The following is a 20,859-nucleotide window of genomic DNA, read 5'->3' on the forward strand; positions in this document are numbered from 1 at the left end:
ACTCACAGATAGACGACTACCTCGAAGGAAAGGACGTTTCCTCCGAGGTAGCCGAAAAGCTCGAGAAGATGTTCATCAACACTCGTCACAAGCGCACGGTGCCGGTCACACCCTTCGATACCTGGTGGCACTGAACGCAACACGCTGTCGGGGGCACAGTTCGATCCGCAGCTGTCTAATCGGCGGATTGAATCGCGGCGATCCAGCGTCACCCCGCAATTGTTCGGGGCGCGACAGCTAGATCTACTCGAACCGCTATTGTGCGGCACCGAGCGGGTGAAACTACGAGGCAGGCCTTGCGGCGCTACAGGTTTCGACGAGCATACCCCGGTAGCGAAGTTCGGAGAACGCGAGTGCCGTTCAGGACGAACAGAGGTACTTGGCGCGATGTTGCAGTCACACGCACACTGATGCGCTCCTGCCAGCACGCCTGACGAAGGGCAGGCGTGCCGATCGAGAGAAGCGGTTCGGGTCCCACAAACTGGTGCCGACCCCAGAATGGCATGTCCGCGGAAAAGTCGCTCCCCGGTGCAAACAGCACGTGATTGCACGCACTCTCCATATCATCCGATCACCGCGAGGTCGCTGGAGCCTCTTCGGCTCGTCCACGCCAACCGTACGGTTCCTGGGTGTGATGCCCTCCCTTGTTGCGGAGTTGACTGTTTCATCCGCGCATGACCGGGGTACGTGCGTTGCGAACGAACAACGAGGGCTGGTGACACGTTGTCATGATTGCTGGGACGGAGTGTGTGTTGTGGCTGAGCCGAATGAAATCGACCCTGTCCATGTGGACAATGACCGCACGAATCGATCGCACGTCGGGGAGGCGATCACAGACGGGCGCAACTATCCCGGGTACCTGCTGATCGGCCTCGGATTGGCAACTCTCGGATTAACTTTGGTGGCAGCAGGTTACGGATTTCGTGGGTGGGCGGTCATCGCCGGATGTGTGTGCGTAATTTCTTTCGTCGTCGGTGCCCTGGCAATCTTGATGGAACATCGGCGGGTCAAGCGTTTGGAAGGCAGCGAACTTCTCGACCAAGAGGGTCATTGAGCGATCTTCCCGGGCGCTGGTCGAGAAGTAGACCGCCGAAACAGAACCAAAGGCGTAGTCCGGATCGATTGGCACCGTACTCAGGGGACGCTGAGCGAGCTCTTCGTTCGTCCTCTAAGTGAATAACCGCGCTTCGTTTCGACTGAGCGGCCGGAGCGCCCCGTTCGGGGGCTCATCGAACAATCCTCGTCGAACAATCTCAGTCGCCCGATGTTCGCGTCACGGCGATTGCCGTTGAGTGAGTGGACACACTGACGAAGCGGAAGAAAATTGCTCAGGTCGCATAAGACGGAGACGAGGAGGACACTAGTGGACTGGTTCCTATCGGTGAGGGAGAAGAGGCCGGAGTTCACCTATACCGCGGTGCTGTGGGGCATGATCGTTCGACGGCCATCGAGCACGTGATCCACCCGGGTCAGGCCATCGCTCACCGCGAGGATGGTTAGGTTGTCGACGTAGCCGGCGAGGTGGTCTTCGACGGCACACCGGCGATGTGATCGCATTCGGGTATCCCAGCGTCAGCGACGCCGAGCTTGGTCTTGCGATCGGTGTCCAGTTTCGGACAGTGTTTGGACCCATACGGGCATTCGGCTCGATCGGTGTTGATCACCGAGTGGGATGCCCCCAATGGGGTGAGTTGCGCAGGGTTAGGATGCATCTCAGTTCCGGTCGTTGCCGGGCAACTGATCGTATGTACGCCGTGCCCGGTGCATGGCGGTGTCAAGCACGGGTAGGACGGCATGCCTCTTACGAAGAAGTTTTCCGAGATGTACGACGACGCATTGACTGCACTGGCCGCGGCGTCCCAACGACCTGCCAACGTCGTGAATGTGGACGGCCACTACGCTATTCGCGTCGACCTCGAGTACAACCGCTACGTCCTGGCCACGAACGCTCCGCGAGGACTATGGGACGAACCTGACGCCAGCGAATCCTGGTTGGTGCGTATCTTTCAAACCGGCGACGACGGTACGGACACGCTGCTCGGCGAAGCGAAGAAGCCATGGCTCATCGACGCATTCGACTCCGCGGTCGAACAGCTTGAATCTGACGGAAACATCGTCGTTGCCGACGCGGAATTCGGCAGCATTCGTTACACCCGCGAACTGGGCTGAACAGTCTCGGGCGTGACTTCCGGTGGTGTGTCCACGGCCGTTTCGCTCAGCTGAGCGATCCGCTCAGCCAGGATCGCGTTCTCGGTTTCAAGTGAGAGAATGACACCGATTCCGGTCAAGTTGATTCCGTCGCCGATCAACGCGGTAATACGGCGCAGTTTGTCGAGGTCCGCCGCACAGTAACGCCGCGTCCCGCCACTGGTGCGTGCGGGAGTCAACAGTCCGCGACGTTCGTAGAGTCTCAATGTCTGTGGGCCGACTCCGGACAGTTCCGACATCACGGAAATTCCGTAGACCCCTCGGTGGGCGTGCGCTGGATCCTTCAATGCCTCAGCGCTCTCCTTCAACCCAGCCGAATATCTCTCGACCTTAACATGTCGGTGCGCCGTCCCCCCGCCCTCCCGCACCTAAAATCTGATCTCCGACGCCACAGATTTCATCAGACGTGCGAACCCGATCTCGCCGGGAAAGGAGCCGATAAAATTCCGCACATGCTGGTTTCGCGCACAAGTGGGCATGTCTGGGCCTGGAAGTCGTATTGCGGTCGGTCGATCACTGTTCCACCTGTTGCCTTTTATCTGCATCGGTTGATATAGATTTATGACAGTCAATTACTTAGATGCATGCTGGAGCACTTGCACTTCGGGAGCGCGAATGACCACTGCCATGGCCACCGCCCGCGGCGGCGACGGCATCACCTGCCTGGCGCTGGGGCCGCTCTGCGGGCCTGTGTTCGCTCTGGCCGCGGCGATGGTTTTCTGGAGCGTTCTGCCGATCACCACCCGAAAATGAAGGAGACGACGATGTCGGCAACACGATCTGTACGCCGTTCCGGCAACACGACGGTGTCTTCACCTCAGCGAGGGGCCACCGTCCCTAGGCACTCTGCCAGGGCGATGACAAGGGGAAAGGGGTTGGCATTCTCATGAGCACCCACACGCGAGACGCCGACTACACGCACCTTGCGGCCCTTTTCGAACAGCTGGCTTCAATACCGAATGACGACGAGCACCGCGAGCGTCTACGTGCGCAGATCATCGAGTCGTGTCTACCACTGACCCGGAACATCGCCTTGCGATACCGCGGTCGCGGACAAGCCCACGAGGACCTCGTACAGGCCGCCAGCGTCGGTCTGGTCAGTGCGGTGAACCGCTTCGATCTCGCCAAGGGCAAAGACTTCCTAGCCTTCGCGATTCCGACGATGGTGGGTGAAGTGCGCAAACATTTCCGGGACCGCGGCTGGGACGTCCGTGTTCCGCGCTCGTTGCAGGAAAACTATCTCGCGCTCAACAAGGCCCGCTCTTCCCTCACCCAAGCCCTCGGACGCGAACCCACCGTGCCGGAACTGGCAAAAGAACTCGAAGTGGAACCTGCCGAGATCGCGGAGATCGTCGCCGCCGGCGATTCCTATCACGCGGCGTCCCTCGATGCCGCAACCGTCAACGACGGACGGACGATCGCAGACACCTTGGGAGACTTCGACTCTGCCCTCGAAGGCATTGACAACCAACAAACGCTCCGACCGGCACTACTCGCACTTCCTCAACGAGAACGCGCAATCGTGCTCTACCGATTCTTCGGCGAACTGACCCAAGCGGAAATTGCCGAGAAGGTTGGTCTCTCGCAAATGCATGTCTCCCGACTGCTCGCACAATCGCTCAAAGCGCTCCGACGGACGCAGTCCCTCGCAGCCCTCGAGGCCGCCGTCGCAGCGTGAGCTGGATGCCAAGAAAAGTGGACTCGTGTTGATCCCGGTACAAAGCAACTCGTGATCGGACGCGTCGTCGGTTACGGCGACGAGACACACCAACTGTCCGGTGTCCGGCGCGTACTCGTTGCCCTCCTCCGCGCGCGGGATCAAGAATCTGCCTGCAAGACCTTGGTCAGTGTGATTGTCACAGCCCACTTCTCCTCGGGTGCGGTAGGCGGGAGCTCCTCGAGGACCACTTCGTCGGCCAGGGTCTCGAGGACGCGCCACCCGAAGGACGAAGTGCTCGTGGTGATCTGACCCGTTGTTGCCGCAGAGAGGATCACCTGCGCAGCGGCGGTATCGTCGCCGAACGTGCACGTCAGGGTGCTGGAGGGGAGGGCGTGGCCGATGAGGATGGTCGCTGCTTCGTCGGCGGCGAGTACGAGATCGGACAACGCGTCCAACGAGAGCGCATAGTGCGCGGCCACGGTTCGCACCAGCGATCGCAGCACCGGCAGTTGATCCGGTGATGCAGAGACGGACAGTGAAGGTGAAACGGCGACCGGGGTAACGATCGCCCGCGCGAAGGACGTCACGTGAGATTTGCTCCTGTACTTAATCGGATGCAGCCAACCCCATTGGTGGGATCTTGGTAGCCGCATTCGAGAAGGATGATCAGCACTCAGCTACCCAACTGAAGTGCCGCCAAACATCGAGCTTAACGCCGTTGTCAGAGACCCAGCAGGGCGTGGTCGGAGTGTGTTGGTACGGCGTCGGCCATGTGGAAGTCCGTTGCCAGCCCCGTGAGGAGCTTTTCTGCGACATCACGAACTTTCACGAGTGTTTCCTGCGAATGCCAGGTGAGGACGTTGAATGCCCGGTTCGCCGATTCCGTGACAGTGTCATCGATAGTTTCGGTGACCTCGACGTAGAAGCCGGAACTGCCGATGATCTCGCCGGACTCGTCGACCAGTCGTTCGCCGACTATCACCACCGAGCGCGTCGTTCCTCTGGTGTCGACGATGCGGTGCCGGCTGCTGAACGAGCCGCCGGAAGTGCGGAGCGCTTCCAACGTCTCAGCGACATGAGGCCGATCGCCGGAATGTTTCTGGGAGAGACGCAATTCCGTGGCGGGGGTGATGGCGCCAGGTTCGTAGCGGTGTATCCGACTACTTCCACTCGCCGGCGCGGCGATAGAGGAATCCTCCCACCCGTTGTAGCACAACGGATTTCGCCGTCGGACCCACGCCCATGTCGTCCGGTACAGCATGTCCCTTTCGTTCCTCACCCAACCCTGGGCTTGATGCAGCGATGTTTGCCCGCCGAACTGCCTGGGCATCACCACCGAGCGCAGGCGCAGCGCGGATGCTGCGCGTCGGAGCTGGTGGGCTCGCCGTCGCGCATGGACCGGCACCCGGTCGCATGTCTGGGCTGTCATGCATAATCGGTGCCGGTCCGACCCGCCGCCAGCAACTCCTGAACTACGTTCTGTAGCGAAAGATTTGACGATCCCAGGGCCACCCCGGGTTGATGGACCGGATGGGCGGCGATATAGACGTAGGGGACAAGCGCCCTGGGGCGATAGTGAGCGGTACTGGAAGATGTTCCGGCGAGAGGACAATCAGATCAACGACGGCAACGAGCGAGAACTCGTCGGAGAAAGCGGACGTGATATTTCCATCCGAGGTATCGATGAAACTCTCCGTCTTCGACCGGTTCGCCACCTACGTCAGTGCACGCACCTCACAGGCATGGTTTTTCGTGGTGTGCGTGATAATCGTGGTGCTCTGGGCTCCGTCGTTCTTCCTGTTGGGCACTATCGACACCTGGCAACTGACGATCAACACCGTCACATTCCTCGAATCTAGCGGAGCCCAGGGGGCACACGATCGAATCGGGAGCACGTCACACCATCACCCGAAAGCAATCGAGTGAGGAGTCGGTGGCATCGGGCACGGCCATACCCGCGCGCAGTCCGGACTGAAGGTAGCCGATGACTTCCGTGTCGAGGCGCTCTCCGGGCACCACGGCGGGAATTCCGGGTGGGTACGGGGTGAGTTGCTCGGCGGCGATACGTCCGGCAGCGTGGGCACCGGGGATCATTTCAGTTCGGCCGAAGAATGCTTCGCGTGGCGATGACACAGTTTCGAGTTGAAGGCTCGCAGGAGAGGGTAGCTCGATGCGGGGGGTGTCGGGGAAACTTGGTGCTGCGCCGCAGAGAGCTTCGAGGCCGTCCAGCAGTCGTCGGGTGGTCTCGCGATCGTCTGCGGTGGAGACGGTCGCGAGGATGCGCCGATGGTCGCTCATGCCTACATCGATCGAGCGTTCGGCTCGGAGCCAATCCGCGCACTGATAGCCGGTGGCTCCCGTCCGTGAAACGTCGATCAGCACTTGCATTCTGTCGAGGTCGTGGGAAGCCTGGTGGCCCAGCAATTCGGAGTCGAGGACCTCGAGATCTGGGAGTTGTTCGATGTCGTCACGAAGCGAGGTGACCAGTGTCAGCGCTGTATCCAACAACTCGTGTCCGGTCTCGACCATCTGACGGCGCCATCCGTCGAGAGCTGAATAGATCATGACGTTGGGGCTCGTGGTCATCAACAGATCGGCGCACGCCGACAGGTGAGCAGTGTCGACAAGATCTCCCTGGACGTGGAAGACCGACCCCTGTTCGAAACCCATCCCCATCTTGTGCACACTGACCACGCAGACGTCCGCTCCTGCATCCATCGCCCAGGTGGGCAATCCTTCGTGAAAAGGGAGATGTGCACCCCACGCCTCGTCGACGATCAAGGGTTTACCCCTGCGGTGGCATTCGTCTGCGATCGCGGCTAGGTCTGCACAGGTGCCGTACGAACTCGGGCTGACGATCAGCGCCCCCGCCGCGTCCGGGTTCTTTTCCCACGCATCACGCACTTGGGAAGGGGAAGGGGGATGCGAAATGTGGTGCGCAGCATCCCATTGCGGGGTTATCCATCGGGGAGTGATGCCGGCAAAGATCAGCCCCGCGACGATCGACTTGTGACTGTCTCGACTGAGCAGCAGCCCACCGGGATCGTTGCCCGCGACTGCCATCATTGCTGCCTTGACGGACAGTGAACTACCGTAGGTCGAGAAGAACGCATAGTCCGCGCCCACCGCGTCGGCCATCAATCGTTCGGCATCTGCAAGGTAGTTGTTCGATGATCGGCGGTCGTCGAGGCCGGACGTGGCGAGAACGTCGTCGTGGAATGGATCCCGCCCGAGTACATCGAGTACCCGCCGGTCTGTGCCGCGCTCTTGTCTGTGCCCCGGTGGGGTGAACCCGTACCGATCCAACCGACGGTACTGCTCGAGGGCCTCCAGCAACGGTGCTCGGTTTTGATCCATGCGGCGGGACTACCCCGCACTCGAGGAAAACAATCGAAACAAACGTCACACTGGACTCCTTCTGCCTCGAGACCTGCCGCTGTAAAGATGACCCGAAGCCACTCAGCAACGGGAGGCGGGGAGGAATCGTAATACCCGCGCGCTGGCTCTATCTCGAGAATTGGCACGCGGGACTAAATTCGGCACAGTGAGTTGATCGATCCTGCCGAATCACCGGGCAACCTACCGGAGTAGACAGACAATATGGGTCGTTTCTGCTTTGTTTTTAGTCGTCGCGGGCCGGTATCTGGACTTCACACAAGGGAAACTGACTTCGTAGGCCGACATCCTGTGGACGAAATCACGTTCGTCTGCTATGGACCCGCTGCGGAACCTACAACCACGCCGAAACTATGTGCCTGACGCCAGTCTGTTTTGTAATCGCTGTGATCGGATTGAGTTACGACGGGCGGCCACCTCGGATCATCTGTCGAGGCGAAGGAAAGTGCGTCGACCAGCCTGACTACCGAATGTTCACTTCCGCGGCACGCGCTTCGACTGCACACGAAAAAACGAGCCGTACAGGTGAGCTGTTCTTCACCAGCATCAGCATCCGTTGGCGAGCGCTCCCCGGCGCCAAGCGATTGTCACGGCGGCCGAGGCGGGTGCGATTTCGAGGGTGAGGCGCGTGCATGAAACGCGGCTTCGGATGAGCCCAAATCGCAGGATGCTCTTCGATTGTGTGAGTTACGCGAGAAATGGGTAACGCTAGGTCGGCCCCGGGAAGTGTGCCCGTCGCGTTCAGGCGTGCGGCACGAAACACGTTCCGCCTCAACTATATCCGACAGACGCATCTACGATATGGTGATGAGGTATCGCGGTTGAGGAACCAGCCGTTGAAGTGAGAAACAGCCGTCTTCTCGTCTCTTCGGCGCGAGCGCGCCCTGACCTGATGCAAGGAGTGAGATGAACGGGCAAGCACGTCCCGGCGATCGGTTGTCGACCGATTTTGATTTGTCTACACAAGTCGACGTGGTTCGAGTTGACGACGTGGCCGGAACTGCAGACGTGATTCGGGTTGCGTCTGTTCCTGCATCGCACGTGTACGTACGGCATTTGGCACCGCACATGGGAACGGACGGCGTCGTTCGTCTTGACGATCCGATCCCCGCAGATGGCCGTAAGGTTCCCGGCGGCTGGTGGCCTCCCGTGATGCTCGACCCGGGATGGATCCGCGAGCATCATCACCTTTTTGATCTTTTCCATGTTCACTTCGGTTTCGACGCGATCGCACCGCAGGTTATGGAGGACATCGTTCACGAGTTAGACAGTCACGAAATCCCCTTGGTCTATACGGTGCATGACCTGCGAAATCCGCACCATCCCGATCCCGAGCCGCACCGCGAGATCCTGGACGTGTTGATCCCGGCGGCGGACTCCCTGATCACCTTGACACCGGGGGCGGCGGCATTGGTTGCGAATGATTGGGGGAGGGAATGCACAGTGCTACCTCATCCTCATGTGATCGAATTGGACAAATTCGGTCTTGCGCGGCCTCCTGGAACACAATTCACCGTGGGAGTGCACGTGAAAAGCCTGCGTCCCAACATGGATCCCTTTCCGGTGTTGAACACTCTGTGCTCGACGATTGCGACGTTGCCGGGTGCGCGATTGGTGGTGAACATCCATGATGAGATCTTCGATCCCGACAATCACTGGTATGCACCGCAGGCGTCGAAGAAACTCTTGGAATACGAGGATCTACCGGGTGTCGAGGTCGTGGTACATCCGTATTTCACCGACGACGAGCTGTGGCGATATCTGATGTCTCTGTCGGTTTCGGTCTTGCCGTATCGATTTGGTACGCATTCTGGATGGCTGGAGGCATGTTACGACCTCGGGACATCCGTCATCGCTCCCAGCTGTGGGTTCTACTCACAACAACAGGACTGCAAAATCTACGGGTTCGACGAGCATCATTTCGACCCGGAGTCGCTGGATCGATGCGTTCGCGAATTGTATTCGGCAGAGCCCGTGCGTCTTTCCGTGGCAATGCGTGCCAGGCAGCGTCGTTTTCTTGCCTCTGCTCACCGCGAAATCTATGAAAAGGCTCTCGCATGAGCGCGTTACGCATAGCTCTGATCGCATCGAGTCGCTATCCCGTCACCCAACCGTTCGCCGGCGGTCTCGAAGCTCACGTATGGCACCTGGCCGCAGCTCTGCGAAAAGCCGGCCACGATGTCACGCTTTTCGCCGGGCATGGTTCGGATCCGGAACTCGCTTGCGAGCTGATCGATGTCCGTCCAGCCCGCATCAGCACGGCGGCCAGGACTGACATCTCCATGCCGGCAGAGTATTTCATGCAAGAACACCATGCCTATCTCGACCTGATGCTCCGCCTCTCGCGTGACTATACGGAGAGCTTCGACGTCATCCACAACCACAGCCTGCACTACCTCCCAGTGGCGATGGCTTCCACGCTGAGTGCTCCTGTGCTCACCACTTTGCACACGCCGCCGACTCCGTGGCTGGAATCAGCAATCGCGGCAGGGGGGTCTCCTGGTCGGTTTGCTGCAGTGAGTCGTTTCACCGCCGATTCATGGAAACAGGCAGCCGGCGACGTCGAGGTCGTGCACAACGGAGTCGATACCGATCAATGGAGTGAGGGACCTGGCGGGCATCGACTGATCTGGTTTGGGCGCCTTGTTCCGGAAAAGGGTGCACACCATGCGATTGCGGCCGCCACGGAAGCCGGTATGCCGTTGGTACTAGCCGGGCCGATCAGTGACCATACGTATTTCAGAGAGCGAATCGAACCACACCTCGGCGGCTCTGTTCGATACCTCGGTCATCTGATGACTGACGATCTTGTTGACGCGGTAGGGACGTCTGCAGTGGCACTTGTGACCCCGCAGTGGGACGAGCCCTACGGGTTGGTCGTCGCCGAGGCGCTTGCCTGCGGTACCCCGGTCGTGGCTTACAGTCGGGGTGGCATACCGGAAATACTCACGCCGGATTGCGGTCGGTTGGTCCCAGCCGACGATGTGGCTGCGCTGTCCGTCGCGATCGGCGAGGCTAAACAGCTGGCTCGACAGCACGCTCGGGCGCGAGCTGTGAACCACTGTTCGGAACGAAGAATGGTGGACCGGTATGTCGCACTGTACGACGAAATCTGCTCTGCTCCAGTACAGTCCGACACACACCCAGCGGCACCCGCTGCCACAACGCGTCGAGCAAGCTGATGATCGGTTACTACATCCACCATCACGGGCGAGGCCATCTCACCCGTGCCGCGTCGATCGCGAGAAAACTGAGCCTCGACGTCACCGCGCTCACCAGTGCCCATTCAGTTGCAGTGGAGGCCTTCGACGACCATGTTCAGTTGCAACTCGACTACGGCGACGCGCACGAGGTTGACCCCACGGCCAACGATGCTCTTCATTGGGCACCGATCCACGAAACCGGGCTTCGTTCTCGGATGGCCCGAGTCGCCCGTTGGGTAGCGACCGCGCGTCCCGATGCCGTTGTCGTGGATGTATCCGTCGAAATTGCAACATTCATTCGATTGATGGGTGTCCCCGTCATCGTAGTGGCGATGCCAGGCGACAGGACCGATGCCGCCCACCAGCTCGCGTATCGACTTGCTGATCACATCATCGCCGCCTGGCCCCACGAGCTCTACGACCCGACTTGGCTCCACCCCCATGCGCACAAGACGACTTACGTGGGAGGTATCAGCCGCTTCGAGGATCGGGAGTGCGTATCTCGGACCGTCGACACTTCCTTGTCTCCTCGAGTTGTGGTGTTGAGTGGCGCCGGCGGATCAGCGGTCTCGAACGCTGACGTTCAAGCTGCTGCGGCGCAGCATCGTTCCTTCCACTGGACAGGGATCGGATTGCCGGGAGGGACGTGGGTTGCAGATCCCTGGCCGGACATCTGCTCGAGCGATATCATGGTCTCGCACGCAGGCCAGAACGCGGTGGCCGACATCGCGATCGCCGGTAAGCCTGCCATCGTGATCGCACAAGAACGTCCCTTCGGAGAACAGGTCGCGACCGCTGGAGCCCTGTCCATGCACAATCTCGCCGTGACGCTGAAGGAATGGCCGGCACTCGAATCCTGGCCCGATTTGATCACGCAGGCGCAGGCTCTCGATCGCGAAGGCTGGTCCAAGTGGCGGACCACGGGTGCTGCTGACCGCGCGGCGCGAGTCATCGAGTCAGTCGCGATACGGCACACGGCCCGCTGACGTGAGGACAGCGGTAATCACGATCGTGCACGGGCGTCACGAGCACTTGCGAATGCACCTGCGTGGCCTCGCTGCCAGTACGACCCTGCCGTACTCGCACGTCATCGTCGCGATGGGCGACGAGACGGTGAAAAACATAGTCGCGCAAGAGAGAAGCTCGGCCCACGTCGTGGAAATCGACGTTCCAGAAGGGGATCCTCTTCCGCTCGCCCGTGCCCGAAACATTGGAGCAGCGAAAGCTCGATGTCACGGAGCCGAGCTGCTCGTATTTCTCGACGTCGATTGCATTGCGGCGCCAACACTGCTCGCTCGATATCACGAGACGGCAAGTGAGGAGAATTCTACTGCCTCACTGTTCTGCGGACCGGTTACTTACTTGACGCAGCCGTTGTCGTCGCCGATTACTCCGGATGAGATGGCACTGCTGCACAATCCACATCCAGCAAGACCAGCGCCCCGCGCCGGGACGGTCCTCGACGGGGACGACTTCAATCTCTTCTGGTCGTTATCGTTCGCGGTCACTGTACCGACATGGCTTGCCTTGCAAGGCTTCTGCGAGGAATACCGTGGGTACGGCGGAGAGGACACCGATTTCGCCTGGTCCGCCCGAGACAAGGGCGTGAAATTGACCTGGGTCGGAGGAGCTGATGCCTACCATCAATTCCACCACGTGTCCGATCCACCTATCGAGCACCTTGACAACATCTTGACCAATGCGCAGGTGTTTCATCAGCGTTGGGGGCAGTGGCCGATGCAAGGATGGATCGACGCATTCGAAGAGAGGGGTCTCGTGGAGTACCGACCAGACCTTCAAACCTGGGTGCGGATTCGGAACTAGAGCTTCGTGACCACCGTGGTGCAGTAAACCACGACATCCCGACGGATGATTAAGAAAACATCGACTGGGGAAGCCGACCCGAATGGCTACATACAGAGTGATCAATCCTGCAGGCGACGTCACCGCGACGCGCGACATCGAAAGCGCTGACGACGCCCATGCCTGGTTTGTAGATGCCCGCGCCGACAACTCGGAACTGGGATGGCGTATGGAAGTTCAGCATGATGGCGAATGGTCGTTCTTCGACGACACCGAGGGCGCATCCAGCTGAGCAGTCGCTCAACGGATGCGACGAAGATGAGGAAGGACGTTCAAGCATGAGTCAACAACTCACAGGGAAGAAAGTGGCATTCCTCGTGGCGACGGAGGGAGTCGAACAGATCGAGTTGACGGATCCCTGGGACGCTTTGGTTGCCGAACACGCTCAGCCGTCGATTGTTTCGACAGAATCCGGCACAATCCAGGCGTTCAACCATCTCGACAAAGCTGACGTCTTCGACGTGGACGCGGTGGTCGAGTCGGCGGAGTCGTCCGAATACGACGCTCTCGTCCTGCCGGGCGGTGTGGCCAACCCTGATTTTCTCCGCATGAATCCCCACGCGGTGGCGTTCGCCCGGAGTTTTTTCGATGCCGGAAAGCCTGTCGCAGTAATCTGCCACGGACCGTGGACGCTGGTCGAAGCCGGCGTGGTGGCCGGTCGTACGCTGACCTCGTGGCCTAGTTTGCGCACCGATATCACGAACGCCGGCGGCACGTGGATAGACCAAGAAGTCGTGGTCTGTACTTCTGGCCCGAATACCTTGATATCGAGCCGCAAGCCCGATGATTTACCCGCGTTCTGCGCGAAACTCACCGATACACTTGCGACTGTCTGAGACCCTTGACATGGTGATCGGACGAAAAATCGCGATCATCACCTCGTGCGGCGAAGAGCGGACGGTCGCCCGACGCGAGTACCGATGGAGTGCCGAAGACGCTCAACGTGGTTGTGCCTTCAAAGTATCGTCAAAACATTAGGCGCCAGGAGTTGACCAATGCCCGAGAGTCGCCGCTCCTTCAGGAAATGGCTACCGCGCACTGCGACAATGACGACGGCGGCCGCCGTCGTCGGCTCAGTTGCATCGGGGAGACCAGCACAAAGCGCGTGGTTCGAGAAGCTGCGCAAGCCCTCATTTCAGCCGCCACCCGTTGCCTTCCCCGTCGTGTGGACTGTTTTGTACGCCGACATCGCAGTCAGCACGGCGCTGACTCTTGCGCGCCTCACCGAGAAGGGGGACGAGACCGCCGCTCGCGACTACACCCGAGTACTGGCGATCAACCTCCTCGTAAACGCCGGCTGGAGTTGGGTGTTCTTCCGCTCGCATCGACTTCGTACAGCAACCGTCGTCGCAGCCATCCTGACTGTAAGCAGCGCAGAGTTGGCGCGACGAACACTTCCGATCAGACGAGCGGCGGGAGTGGCATTGGCGCCGTACCCGCTTTGGTGTGCATTTGCGACGGTCTTGTCCACAGCTATTTGGCTCGAGAACCGGCGGTAATTGTGCTCATGGACGAGTCTCAGGGACCGATGATTGCGTTCAGCCGGCATCGGGTAGTTGTCCGGCATGGAGATATTGGTGATTCTTATACTGGTTGGTGCAGTCGCGTTCGTAGTCGCGCGCAAACGATTCACAGGAAAGCGCGAGCCGTGACCGGCCCGACGTACCCCGTTCCAACCATGATGCGGAAGCAAGGATGACGAGATGGACCTCTATCGGGTCACGATGCCGGACGGTTCGACTCTCGACGAGTATTTCGGATCGGACAATGAGGCAATCCAGGAGGCCACGAAAGCCAATCATGGTGTGAGTGAAGGGGTCACGGTCGAGCGATATGCTGGCGACGGAACGCTGTATCCGACGAAATTGCCGAATGGTGGGTATCGCGGAACCGTCCGAAAGCACCATGCCTGTTAGAGCGCGAGGCCGTGGAATGAGCTGAGGGCGATCCAGCTCACGAAGGGTGATCAAACGTCATGAGAGATCTTCGGTTGCAGGACCTTCCAGAAGCTCGCCGCTCGCGGTGAAGCGTGATCCGTGCAACGGACAATCCCAAGATCGTTCGGCATCGTTCCAACTCACGATGCCGCCGAGATGTGGGCATACCGCGGACACCTCCTGCGTCACTCCGCATACAGTGCTTCGGGCAACAGGCGTAAGCCCTTCCCATACGACCTGGCCATGGCTGTCGGATCCCGGGTCCTTGCGCGCGAGTCGATCGAACAAAGGCTTTACCCAGCCGCCCGCCAGGTGAACAGCCACTTCAGCATTGACCCGAACAGCATGGGGCACTCCCGATACTTGATTCCAATCCCACGGCGAATAGATTGCCGACCACTGCGCTCTGGTACCGAGGACGCTCGTGACCAGTGCCAGCGCGGCAGCGACCGAGTTGGTGATTCCCCACTTCGCGTAACCGGTGGCAATGAGAAGTGAGGGATCTCCCGGCAAAAGTTCCCCGACATAAGGGAGTTCGTTCACAGGCCGGTAGTCCTGTGCAGACCAGGAATGGGTCAGTTCGGCGCCGGGGAAGGTCTTGCCAGTCCAATCGATCAACTCTTGCAGACACTGTGACGGCGATGCTGCGCGCCCGACGGGATGCCCGTTACCACCGACGAGCAGCAAGTTGCTGTCATTGCGCGGAGCGTAACGAATTGACCGTTTCGGTTCGTCGACAGATACGTACATTCCTCGTGGAATATCGCCGGGAACTGCGAAGGCAGCTGCGTAGCTGCGTTGTGGTTCCAAGCGGGCAAAGAATCCGCCTCGATCGAGTATTGGTGTGCCCGTGGCGATCACGACTCGAGCAGCGGTGACTACGCCGTGGTTCGTATGCACCGAACGTCGATGACGATTGCCGTGCACGGTCCTGACCCGGGTGCCTTCGTGCAAGGTTCCACCCCGCCGGACGAATTCCCGGATCAGCGCGTCGAGTGCCTGGACTGCGTCGAACTGCGCTTGATCATCCAAGCGGAGCGCGCCAACCACCGGGAACGGTAATTCGACCGCGTCGGTCCAGTGGGCATCGAGGCCCGCCGCACGCGCTGCATCCAATTCTTCCCGTAGGGAGACGGTTCCGTCGGTGCTGGTGGTGTACGTGAAAGCCGATTCACGTTGCACTGCTACAGAATTGTCGGCGCAGTAGCGCAGCAGCCACTGCTGTCCCTCCCGATTGGCCTCGACGTAGGAGCGCACCGCCGACGGTGAGTGCTTCTTTGCAATACTCGAAAGTCGAGTGCCTTGGAGCAAACTGATCTTGCCAGTCGTATTGCCGGTTGTGACAGCTCCGACGGTCCTGGATTCGAGTAACGCCACCTCATGACCGGCCCGTGCGAACAGCAAAGCCGTAACCACACCTGTCATACCGGCCCCGACGACAACGGTGTCGTATTCGCGCTCGGTGAATTCGGATGAGTACTCGGGGCGAGCCCCTTCGAGCCACAGGGAGGTCATGACCGACGGTTGCCCATCGCTACCGTATGAGAAACGTGGCCGCTGGCATCTCGTCGCAATTGCGGAGAATTCACCGAATCGGGCTGTCCGTGCGGCTTTCTCGCCGCGCGAGACGGGGAGTCAAGAATCCGAGTGCCACCATGCCGACCCCGAGTCCGAAGTGCAACCAGTTGTCGGCATCGTTGACCGGAACAAAGTTGGCGGAACTGTCTTGGTCGATCAGCAGGCCGTAGATCCACAACGCCAAGTAGATGATTCCGCCGCCAATGAGATACGTCTGTGCGGTGCGAGCCATACGAGCCATCGCCACACCCGCCACACCGAAGACCAGATGAACCACGTTGTGTAAAAAGGAGACTTCGAAAATCCCGAAAAGCTTCGCACCTGAATGATGGCCCGCTCCGGCCAGCATGTCGTAATCGGTTGTCACACCGGGAATAAAGCCGAGGATTCCGACTAGTAAAAACACCGCACCCACGGCCGCCGCGGCTATCTGTACTGCTGAATAGGTGCGACGAAAGTTTCGCTGTGCCATGATGTTCCTCTCGTTGTTTCGGTCCCGCTGTCGCCTACGACTTACGTTGTGACGCACGCTCCGTAGGCGTGGCCGACTACGGTGGTTCGTGTCACCCTAATCGGTAGTTGGGATAGGAGCTGACCCCACGTAGGGACAGCTTGTGTTCTGGTCCTGCTGCCGGGGCGACGCCTGTTGTTGCCCGGACATTCGATGTCTCACGAAAGAACGGTGCGTCCCGGTAGCGGTGATCTGGTGTTCGGTGGTGTGATGGCGTTGCCCCTGCCGACCGCAGGGTTCACCCCGGTACGAGTTCTCCCGAGCCGTAGAGCTCTTCGGAAAGCATTGGGGGTCCTGCGGTGTGCTGGAGTCACGGACGGCTACTGAGATGACGGACCGTCGAGTCCTGCGATTAGGGCGCCGCGTGACCCCTGCCCGGTGCCGGGCACCGTATCGAGCAGACGGAGGGAACGGATGAGTTTGTTCTGTGGAATCGATTGGGCCACTGATCATCACGACATCACGGTCGTCGATCACACGGGCCGCCTGGTGGCCGGCGGCAGGGTCGAGAACACCGCCTCGGGATTCGCGGCGTTGTTGGCCATGCTCGCCGACGCCGGTGAGGATCCGCACGAGCCGATGCCGGTGGCTATCGAGACCGATCACGGTCTGTGGGTTGCGGCGTTGACCGCATCGGGAAGGCAGGTTTACCCGATCAATCCGCTCGCGGCCTCGCGTTACCGGTCCCGGCATGTCGTGTCCGGGGCGAAGTCCGATGCGGTCGATGCCCGTACCTTGGCGAACATCCTGCGCACCGACCTGCCCGAGCATCGCCCACGGTCGGATGATTCCGAGCTGGCCCAGAGTGTGAGGGTGCTCGCCCGTGCGCAGCAGGACACGATCTGGAACAGGCAACAGGTCGTCAACCGGGTTATCGCACTGCTCAAGGAGTTCTACCCGGCAGCGTTGGAAGCCTTCACCGGCCTCGAAGGCGGCATCACCCGAGCAGATGCCCGGACGATCCTCACCGCAGCTCCCACCCCTGCCCAGGCTGCGGCACTGACACCGGCCCGATTGCGGAAACTGATGTCCAAGGCCGGCCGTCAGCGATACCTCGACCGGGACGCGGTGCGCCTGCGCGAGGTGTTCACCGCCGAGCACCTCCGTCAACCCGTATTGATCGAAGAAGCGATGGGACGGCAGCTGAGCGCTCTGCTCGGGCAGCTGAACGCCATCTGTACTGCGGTTGCTGATCTGACGGAGGCGGTCACCGAGACTTTTCACCGACACCCGGACGCGAAAATCCTGACCAGCTTCCCCGGCGTGGGGCCAGTGGTCGGCGCCCGGGTGCTCGCCGAGATCGGTGACGACCGAACCAAATTCGACGATGCTCGCGGCTTGAAAGCTTTCGCCGGATCCGCGCCGATCACCCGCGCCAGCGGTAAGAAGACCGTCATCACGCACCGGCACATCAAGAACCGTCGCCTCGCCGCCGCCGGTTCGATATGGGCGATGGCAGCGCTGAAATCCTCGCCCGGAGCGCGGCGACACTACGACGCACGCAGAGCCAAAGGCGACTGGCTCCAAGAAGCCAAACGTCACCTGTTCAACAAATTCCTCGGACAACTCCACCACTGCCTGCAAACCGGACAAACCTACAACGAAACCCATGCTTTCCCACCTCCTCTCACACTCGCTGCTTGACTCTTAACTTCCTGAGATGTCTTTCGTGTCGCTGCCGTGGGACAATTCCCAATCACCACGGGGCCTAAACAACTCTCGGCCGTGTGCAGGCCGAGGAAGCACGTGTTGTATCGTCCTTGCTGTCTTGATTCTGTGGCGTCGAAGCTGTGAACTGAGGGGTAGGCGCACGCATCGAGAGCCGTACTCGAGAGCTTTCGCAGCGATCCGAAGGACATCCCTGAGAACGAGGATTTCGCGTTACTATCCGTCCTGCGTCGTGGATTGAGCAATGACGAGATCGACCAAGTGGTGGCGCTCTCTGTCGAGTATCCTTCTGAAACTCCGGATTGGCACATCAATTGCGCGCGCGTCCGGGAAGTCGTAGTGGGCTCCATCCGCGAAGAACCGTCCGAGGAGGACATGGAGTGCGTGTCTTGTCGGCTCGACGAAGGTGGTTGGTCTTTGACGCAGTCTGACCCACGTGACGGATTAGGCCGTGTTACCTATTTCAGCCTCCACATCTTCCACCCAAAATAGCTGTTGCGCAGTCTTTTCAAGCGCGGGATCCGAGTCCGGTCGCGATTTCGCGAAGCCTCGCGACAGGCCCGTCACCCGCGAGTGGGGGAGTGTGCCATCCAGCACCCGTTCTAAGCCCCTCGAAAAATTCCTGCAGAACGGCGCTGGGACTTCGAGTGGGTAGCCACCCCAGCTCGATACGTGCGCGCGAGCAATCCATCGTCGGAATTTGCATCACGGTGTCGAAGAGGCCCGGAGTAGATGGGACAGCGTGTGCATGCCATGCCGCCCAAAGGCCCGCCCGGATTACGGGCTCCGGAATGTCGATCAAGCGTGCGTCGAACAAATCTGCGAGGGTGTTCATACCGACGGGCGGATCCGCTGCCAGGTTGAATGCGCCTTGCTGCTCGCCCAAAGTCGCTGTCACGTAGGCGTCGGCGACGTCGGATGAATGAACCACCTGCACTGACAACGCAGGAAGCTGCGGCAAGACCGGTATCCAGAAACTACTGACAAGTGAGCCGGGCAGGAACGGACCTGCGAACAACCGTCGTTGAGCCGTGGCGGAACTCTTCTGGAATATGAATGCTGGACGCATGCGTACGACGCGGGTCCTGTGACGGTCTTCGAATATATCGAGACACCTTTCCAGGTAAGCCTTTTCGCGGGGGTAAGAAGCCCCAGGCCACCCGTGTGTCGGCCAGTCCTCCGATACCGCCGGTTGATTGCGCCCGGGCGAGTATGCTCCGACCGAGGATGCGTGGATCAATGCCGAGACACCTGTCTGGGCGACCGCACGAAACACTCGCAACGACCCTGAGACGTTGTTCTCCCAGGTGATTTCGGGACGTCGCGCCGGTTGAAACAGCCAGGCCAGATGGATCACTACGTCCGCGCCCTCGAAGTGCGACTCGAGATTGTCACGACAAACGTCCGAGACAGCGAACCGCGTTTTGGGTACAGTCCAGTCGGTAGGACGACGCGACAACCCTAAAACCGATTCGACGCCTTCTTCCGCACTCAGTGCTTTGATGACACTGGTACCGACATTGCCCGTTGCACCCGTGACCACGACCCGCAATCCGCTCATAGATCGGGCAGTACCCGAGGTGGAACGTCGTAAACGACCTAACAGAGGGACAATCAGGCCCCGTCGGGGCGAATCGAGACCGGGCATTCGATGTTCCCGCGCCAGACGCCTGTGTCGTGTCCACAACTCGATGAGCACCTTGAAGTTCTCTATGTCGGTCTTGACGCCACGGAGAGAATTCCGAGTTTTCGGCGACGTTCTCCAGAATCGGTCGGGGTCGATTCCATCCGTGCTGTCACCCGCGTCCGGTGATCGTCTAAACGGTGGAAGGTGATCACCTCAGCATGGTCGGACCTGCGCCGGATTTCCATGGAACGGGCTCGGAAGGGTGCTGTCCGGCGATGAGGGCGTCGAATTCTCCTACTTGGCTTCATATCTCGACGATCCAATGTGTGACACATCGTCTTGACTCATCTCACGTACCCCTGAGATGAGGTGGGAATCGGCTCGAATATGGGTCACTGGTCGTACGCGGTACGCCCAGGAACGTTGACATCGACGAATTCTGTCACGGTACTGATGGGGTTCGGGCTACCTAATGGGGCGATAGCTGCATGCCAACCGTCTCACGGCCTCACGCCGCGATCGTGACCGAAAGCTGCGCTGCCCGTAGCCGGTTTACAAAGTCAGGATCGGGTATCGCTCATTGATGAGCACCGAACCGACTCGGCACCGGCCACCGCCGGTCGAGTACTTCCCACCGCGCAACACTGTGTCGATGGACGAGTTGTTGCAGACATTGACACGTGTGGTTAATTCGCTGACCCACGCCGAGATCCCGTTCGCCGTTGCCGGAGGCTGCGCTGTTTACGCGCGGGGCGGACCGCCCTCGGGTCACGACGTTGATATTTTTCTGCGGCGGACCGACGTCGCCCCAGCACTTGCAGTACTGCAACAGAACCGCATGAGACGGGTGGACCCACCGGAGGACTGGCTGGTCAAAGCCTATGACGGAGACATTCTCGTTGACCTGATCTTCTCCGCGTCAGGACGTGAAATCACAGACGAATTGCTCGCGCGTGCGCCACGGATGCGAATAGGCTCAGCACACGCTCCGGTGGTTACCGCGACGGACCTGATGATCGACAAACTGAACGTCCTCGACGCTCACCGATGTGATTTTGTTCCGATGCTCCAAATCGCGAGGGACTTGCGTGAGCAGGTCGACTGGTCAGAGGTGGCAGACAAGACTGAATCGTCTCCGTATGCACGGGCGTTCCTGGGCCTTCTCGAGGATCTGTCCATTGCCTCGCCGAAGTCCTCGTAGGGCAGAG

24 protein-coding genes and 2 pseudogenes are annotated in these 20,859 nt (G+C 60.0%); 18 read left to right on the top strand and 8 right to left on the bottom strand.

Annotated features, from left to right (window positions below):
• Together M1L53_RS27610 and M1L53_RS27615 are read left to right on the top strand one after the other, a co-directional pair.
• Positions 1 to 134, top strand: a pseudogene (locus M1L53_RS27610) (NAD(+) synthase); the annotation flags it as partial.
• Between the two features lie 620 nt (positions 135 to 754).
• Entirely contained in the window at positions 755 to 1,054 is a 300-nt protein-coding gene (locus tag M1L53_RS27615) for a hypothetical protein (protein WP_261949322.1), read from the top strand.
• A 442-nt stretch (positions 1,055 to 1,496) separates the two neighbouring features.
• On the opposite strand, the gene M1L53_RS27620 is transcribed toward M1L53_RS27615, so the two are convergent.
• Entirely contained in the window at positions 1,497 to 1,712 is a 216-nt protein-coding gene (locus M1L53_RS27620; RefSeq protein WP_261949323.1) for a hypothetical protein, read from the bottom strand.
• A gap of 82 nt (positions 1,713 to 1,794) precedes the next feature.
• Between M1L53_RS27620 and M1L53_RS27625 the strand changes: the two genes are divergently transcribed.
• Complete coding sequence (locus M1L53_RS27625) at positions 1,795 to 2,169, top strand: hypothetical protein (RefSeq protein ID WP_058037999.1); 375 nt, start codon at positions 1,795 to 1,797, stop codon at positions 2,167 to 2,169.
• Here M1L53_RS27625 and M1L53_RS27630 read toward each other — a convergent pair.
• Complete coding sequence (locus M1L53_RS27630; RefSeq protein ID WP_397517570.1) at positions 2,148 to 2,447, bottom strand: MerR family transcriptional regulator; 300 nt, start codon at positions 2,445 to 2,447, stop codon at positions 2,148 to 2,150. The two genes, M1L53_RS27625 and M1L53_RS27630, sit on opposite strands and share 22 nt — an antisense overlap.
• Before the next feature lie 376 nt (positions 2,448 to 2,823).
• Between M1L53_RS27630 and M1L53_RS27635 the strand changes: the two genes are divergently transcribed.
• Together M1L53_RS27635 and M1L53_RS27640 are read left to right on the top strand one after the other, a co-directional pair.
• Positions 2,824 to 2,961: a hypothetical protein gene (locus M1L53_RS27635; protein ID WP_261949325.1), complete on the top strand. Its 138-nt coding sequence runs from the start codon at positions 2,824 to 2,826 to the stop codon at positions 2,959 to 2,961.
• A 133-nt stretch (positions 2,962 to 3,094) separates the two neighbouring features.
• Positions 3,095 to 3,886 (top strand): SigB/SigF/SigG family RNA polymerase sigma factor, encoded by a 792-nt coding sequence (locus M1L53_RS27640; RefSeq protein ID WP_261949326.1) that lies wholly within the window; start codon positions 3,095 to 3,097, stop codon positions 3,884 to 3,886.
• A 140-nt stretch (positions 3,887 to 4,026) separates the two neighbouring features.
• Here the strand turns inward: M1L53_RS27640 and M1L53_RS27645 are convergent, their stop codons facing one another.
• Both M1L53_RS27645 and M1L53_RS27650 read right to left on the bottom strand, forming a co-directional pair.
• Positions 4,027 to 4,455, bottom strand: coding sequence for an ATP-binding protein (locus M1L53_RS27645; protein WP_261949327.1), 429 nt, complete (start codon positions 4,453 to 4,455; stop codon positions 4,027 to 4,029).
• A gap of 134 nt (positions 4,456 to 4,589) precedes the next feature.
• The gene (locus M1L53_RS27650; RefSeq protein WP_261949328.1) at positions 4,590 to 5,297 is read right to left on the bottom strand and encodes a PAS domain-containing protein; all 708 of its coding nucleotides are present in this window, start codon (positions 5,295 to 5,297) and stop codon (positions 4,590 to 4,592) included.
• Between the two features lie 254 nt (positions 5,298 to 5,551).
• Here M1L53_RS27650 and M1L53_RS27655 point away from each other — a divergent pair.
• Positions 5,552 to 5,713 (top strand): annotated as a pseudogene (locus M1L53_RS27655) (low affinity iron permease family protein); the annotation flags it as partial.
• Between the two features lie 51 nt (positions 5,714 to 5,764).
• Here M1L53_RS27655 and M1L53_RS27660 read toward each other — a convergent pair.
• Entirely contained in the window at positions 5,765 to 7,225 is a 1,461-nt protein-coding gene (locus M1L53_RS27660; protein ID WP_261949329.1) for an aminotransferase class I/II-fold pyridoxal phosphate-dependent enzyme, read from the bottom strand.
• A gap of 1,047 nt (positions 7,226 to 8,272) precedes the next feature.
• On the opposite strand from M1L53_RS27660, the gene M1L53_RS27665 reads away from it, so the two are divergent.
• The 8 genes from M1L53_RS27665 to M1L53_RS27700 all read left to right on the top strand — a co-directional run bounded on the left by M1L53_RS27665 (position 8,273) and on the right by M1L53_RS27700 (position 14,246).
• Positions 8,273 to 9,325, top strand: coding sequence for a glycosyltransferase family 1 protein (locus tag M1L53_RS27665; RefSeq protein ID WP_261949395.1), 1,053 nt, complete (start codon positions 8,273 to 8,275; stop codon positions 9,323 to 9,325).
• Positions 9,322 to 10,446 (top strand): glycosyltransferase family 4 protein, encoded by a 1,125-nt coding sequence (locus tag M1L53_RS27670; protein ID WP_261949330.1) that lies wholly within the window; start codon positions 9,322 to 9,324, stop codon positions 10,444 to 10,446. Before M1L53_RS27665 ends, M1L53_RS27670 begins: the two co-directional genes overlap by 4 nt.
• Positions 10,446 to 11,453, top strand: coding sequence for a glycosyltransferase (locus M1L53_RS27675; RefSeq protein ID WP_261949331.1), 1,008 nt, complete (start codon positions 10,446 to 10,448; stop codon positions 11,451 to 11,453). Before M1L53_RS27670 ends, M1L53_RS27675 begins: the two co-directional genes overlap by 1 nt.
• A 1-nt stretch (position 11,454) precedes the next feature.
• Positions 11,455 to 12,291 carry a glycosyltransferase family 2 protein gene (locus tag M1L53_RS27680; protein ID WP_261949332.1) on the top strand — a complete coding sequence of 279 codons (837 nt, stop codon included), beginning with the start codon at positions 11,455 to 11,457 and terminating at the stop codon, positions 12,289 to 12,291.
• 82 nt (positions 12,292 to 12,373) lie between these two features.
• Positions 12,374 to 12,562 (top strand): hypothetical protein, encoded by a 189-nt coding sequence (locus M1L53_RS27685; protein ID WP_024488145.1) that lies wholly within the window; start codon positions 12,374 to 12,376, stop codon positions 12,560 to 12,562.
• Between the two features lie 46 nt (positions 12,563 to 12,608).
• Entirely contained in the window at positions 12,609 to 13,166 is a 558-nt protein-coding gene (locus M1L53_RS27690) for a type 1 glutamine amidotransferase domain-containing protein (RefSeq protein ID WP_261949333.1), read from the top strand.
• Between the two features lie 159 nt (positions 13,167 to 13,325).
• Positions 13,326 to 13,829, top strand: a complete 504-nt coding sequence (locus M1L53_RS27695) for a TspO/MBR family protein (RefSeq protein ID WP_397517571.1) — start codon at positions 13,326 to 13,328, stop codon at positions 13,827 to 13,829.
• 204 nt (positions 13,830 to 14,033) lie between these two features.
• Positions 14,034 to 14,246 carry a hypothetical protein gene (locus tag M1L53_RS27700; protein ID WP_019749559.1) on the top strand — a complete coding sequence of 71 codons (213 nt, stop codon included), beginning with the start codon at positions 14,034 to 14,036 and terminating at the stop codon, positions 14,244 to 14,246.
• 57 nt (positions 14,247 to 14,303) lie between these two features.
• Here M1L53_RS27700 and M1L53_RS27705 read toward each other — a convergent pair whose 3' ends face one another.
• Together M1L53_RS27705 and M1L53_RS27710 are read right to left on the bottom strand one after the other, a co-directional pair.
• On the bottom strand, positions 14,304 to 15,782 hold the full coding sequence (locus tag M1L53_RS27705; RefSeq protein ID WP_261949334.1) for an FAD-dependent oxidoreductase: 1,479 nt from the start codon (positions 15,780 to 15,782) through the stop codon (positions 14,304 to 14,306).
• A gap of 70 nt (positions 15,783 to 15,852) precedes the next feature.
• On the bottom strand, positions 15,853 to 16,317 hold the full coding sequence (locus M1L53_RS27710) for a DUF4383 domain-containing protein (RefSeq protein ID WP_261949335.1): 465 nt from the start codon (positions 16,315 to 16,317) through the stop codon (positions 15,853 to 15,855).
• A 192-nt stretch (positions 16,318 to 16,509) separates the two neighbouring features.
• On the opposite strand from M1L53_RS27710, the gene M1L53_RS27715 reads away from it, so the two are divergent.
• The 3 genes from M1L53_RS27715 (at position 16,510) to M1L53_RS34925 (ending at position 18,516) form a co-directional block, all read left to right on the top strand.
• Positions 16,510 to 16,683, top strand: coding sequence for a hypothetical protein (locus tag M1L53_RS27715; protein WP_261949336.1), 174 nt, complete (start codon positions 16,510 to 16,512; stop codon positions 16,681 to 16,683).
• 87 nt (positions 16,684 to 16,770) lie between these two features.
• Positions 16,771 to 18,000, top strand: coding sequence for an IS110 family transposase (locus tag M1L53_RS27720; RefSeq protein WP_261949337.1), 1,230 nt, complete (start codon positions 16,771 to 16,773; stop codon positions 17,998 to 18,000).
• A gap of 213 nt (positions 18,001 to 18,213) precedes the next feature.
• Positions 18,214 to 18,516 (top strand): DUF3349 domain-containing protein, encoded by a 303-nt coding sequence (locus M1L53_RS34925; protein ID WP_397517573.1) that lies wholly within the window; start codon positions 18,214 to 18,216, stop codon positions 18,514 to 18,516.
• Between the two features lie 16 nt (positions 18,517 to 18,532).
• Here the strand turns inward: M1L53_RS34925 and M1L53_RS27725 are convergent, their stop codons facing one another.
• Positions 18,533 to 19,585, bottom strand: a complete 1,053-nt coding sequence (locus M1L53_RS27725) for an NAD-dependent epimerase/dehydratase family protein (RefSeq protein ID WP_261949338.1) — start codon at positions 19,583 to 19,585, stop codon at positions 18,533 to 18,535.
• Positions 19,586 to 20,234: 649 nt separating this feature from the next.
• Between M1L53_RS27725 and M1L53_RS27730 the strand changes: the two genes are divergently transcribed.
• Complete coding sequence (locus tag M1L53_RS27730) at positions 20,235 to 20,852, top strand: nucleotidyltransferase (RefSeq protein WP_261949339.1); 618 nt, start codon at positions 20,235 to 20,237, stop codon at positions 20,850 to 20,852.
• The last annotated feature ends 7 nt before the right edge of the window (positions 20,853 to 20,859 follow it).

The organism is Rhodococcus sp. T9N (assembly GCF_024436645.1).
GTDB lineage: Bacteria > Actinomycetota > Actinomycetes > Mycobacteriales > Mycobacteriaceae > Rhodococcus_F > Rhodococcus_F qingshengii.

Coding starts and splice junctions, on each gene's coding strand:
- M1L53_RS27710 (WP_261949335.1), bottom strand. CDS start 16,317: ATGGCACAGCGAAACTTTCGTCGCACCTATTCAGCAGTACAGATAGCC.
- M1L53_RS27685 (WP_024488145.1), top strand. CDS start 12,374: ATGGCTACATACAGAGTGATCAATCCTGCAGGCGACGTCACCGCGACG.
- M1L53_RS27725 (WP_261949338.1), bottom strand. CDS start 19,585: ATGAGCGGATTGCGGGTCGTGGTCACGGGTGCAACGGGCAATGTCGGT.
- M1L53_RS27675 (WP_261949331.1), top strand. CDS start 10,446: ATGATCGGTTACTACATCCACCATCACGGGCGAGGCCATCTCACCCGT.
- M1L53_RS27715 (WP_261949336.1), top strand. CDS start 16,510: ATGTCTCACGAAAGAACGGTGCGTCCCGGTAGCGGTGATCTGGTGTTC.
- M1L53_RS27625 (WP_058037999.1), top strand. CDS start 1,795: ATGCCTCTTACGAAGAAGTTTTCCGAGATGTACGACGACGCATTGACT.
- M1L53_RS27695 (WP_397517571.1), top strand. CDS start 13,326: ATGCCCGAGAGTCGCCGCTCCTTCAGGAAATGGCTACCGCGCACTGCG.
- M1L53_RS27690 (WP_261949333.1), top strand. CDS start 12,609: ATGAGTCAACAACTCACAGGGAAGAAAGTGGCATTCCTCGTGGCGACG.
- M1L53_RS27705 (WP_261949334.1), bottom strand. CDS start 15,782: ATGACCTCCCTGTGGCTCGAAGGGGCTCGCCCCGAGTACTCATCCGAA.
- M1L53_RS27730 (WP_261949339.1), top strand. CDS start 20,235: ATGAGCACCGAACCGACTCGGCACCGGCCACCGCCGGTCGAGTACTTC.
- M1L53_RS27700 (WP_019749559.1), top strand. CDS start 14,034: ATGGACCTCTATCGGGTCACGATGCCGGACGGTTCGACTCTCGACGAG.
- M1L53_RS27630 (WP_397517570.1), bottom strand. CDS start 2,447: ATGTCGGAACTGTCCGGAGTCGGCCCACAGACATTGAGACTCTACGAA.
- M1L53_RS27670 (WP_261949330.1), top strand. CDS start 9,322: ATGAGCGCGTTACGCATAGCTCTGATCGCATCGAGTCGCTATCCCGTC.
- M1L53_RS27635 (WP_261949325.1), top strand. CDS start 2,824: ATGACCACTGCCATGGCCACCGCCCGCGGCGGCGACGGCATCACCTGC.
- M1L53_RS27660 (WP_261949329.1), bottom strand. CDS start 7,225: ATGGATCAAAACCGAGCACCGTTGCTGGAGGCCCTCGAGCAGTACCGT.
- M1L53_RS27640 (WP_261949326.1), top strand. CDS start 3,095: ATGAGCACCCACACGCGAGACGCCGACTACACGCACCTTGCGGCCCTT.
- M1L53_RS27620 (WP_261949323.1), bottom strand. CDS start 1,712: ATGCATCCTAACCCTGCGCAACTCACCCCATTGGGGGCATCCCACTCG.
- M1L53_RS27720 (WP_261949337.1), top strand. CDS start 16,771: ATGAGTTTGTTCTGTGGAATCGATTGGGCCACTGATCATCACGACATC.
- M1L53_RS27650 (WP_261949328.1), bottom strand. CDS start 5,297: ATGACAGCCCAGACATGCGACCGGGTGCCGGTCCATGCGCGACGGCGA.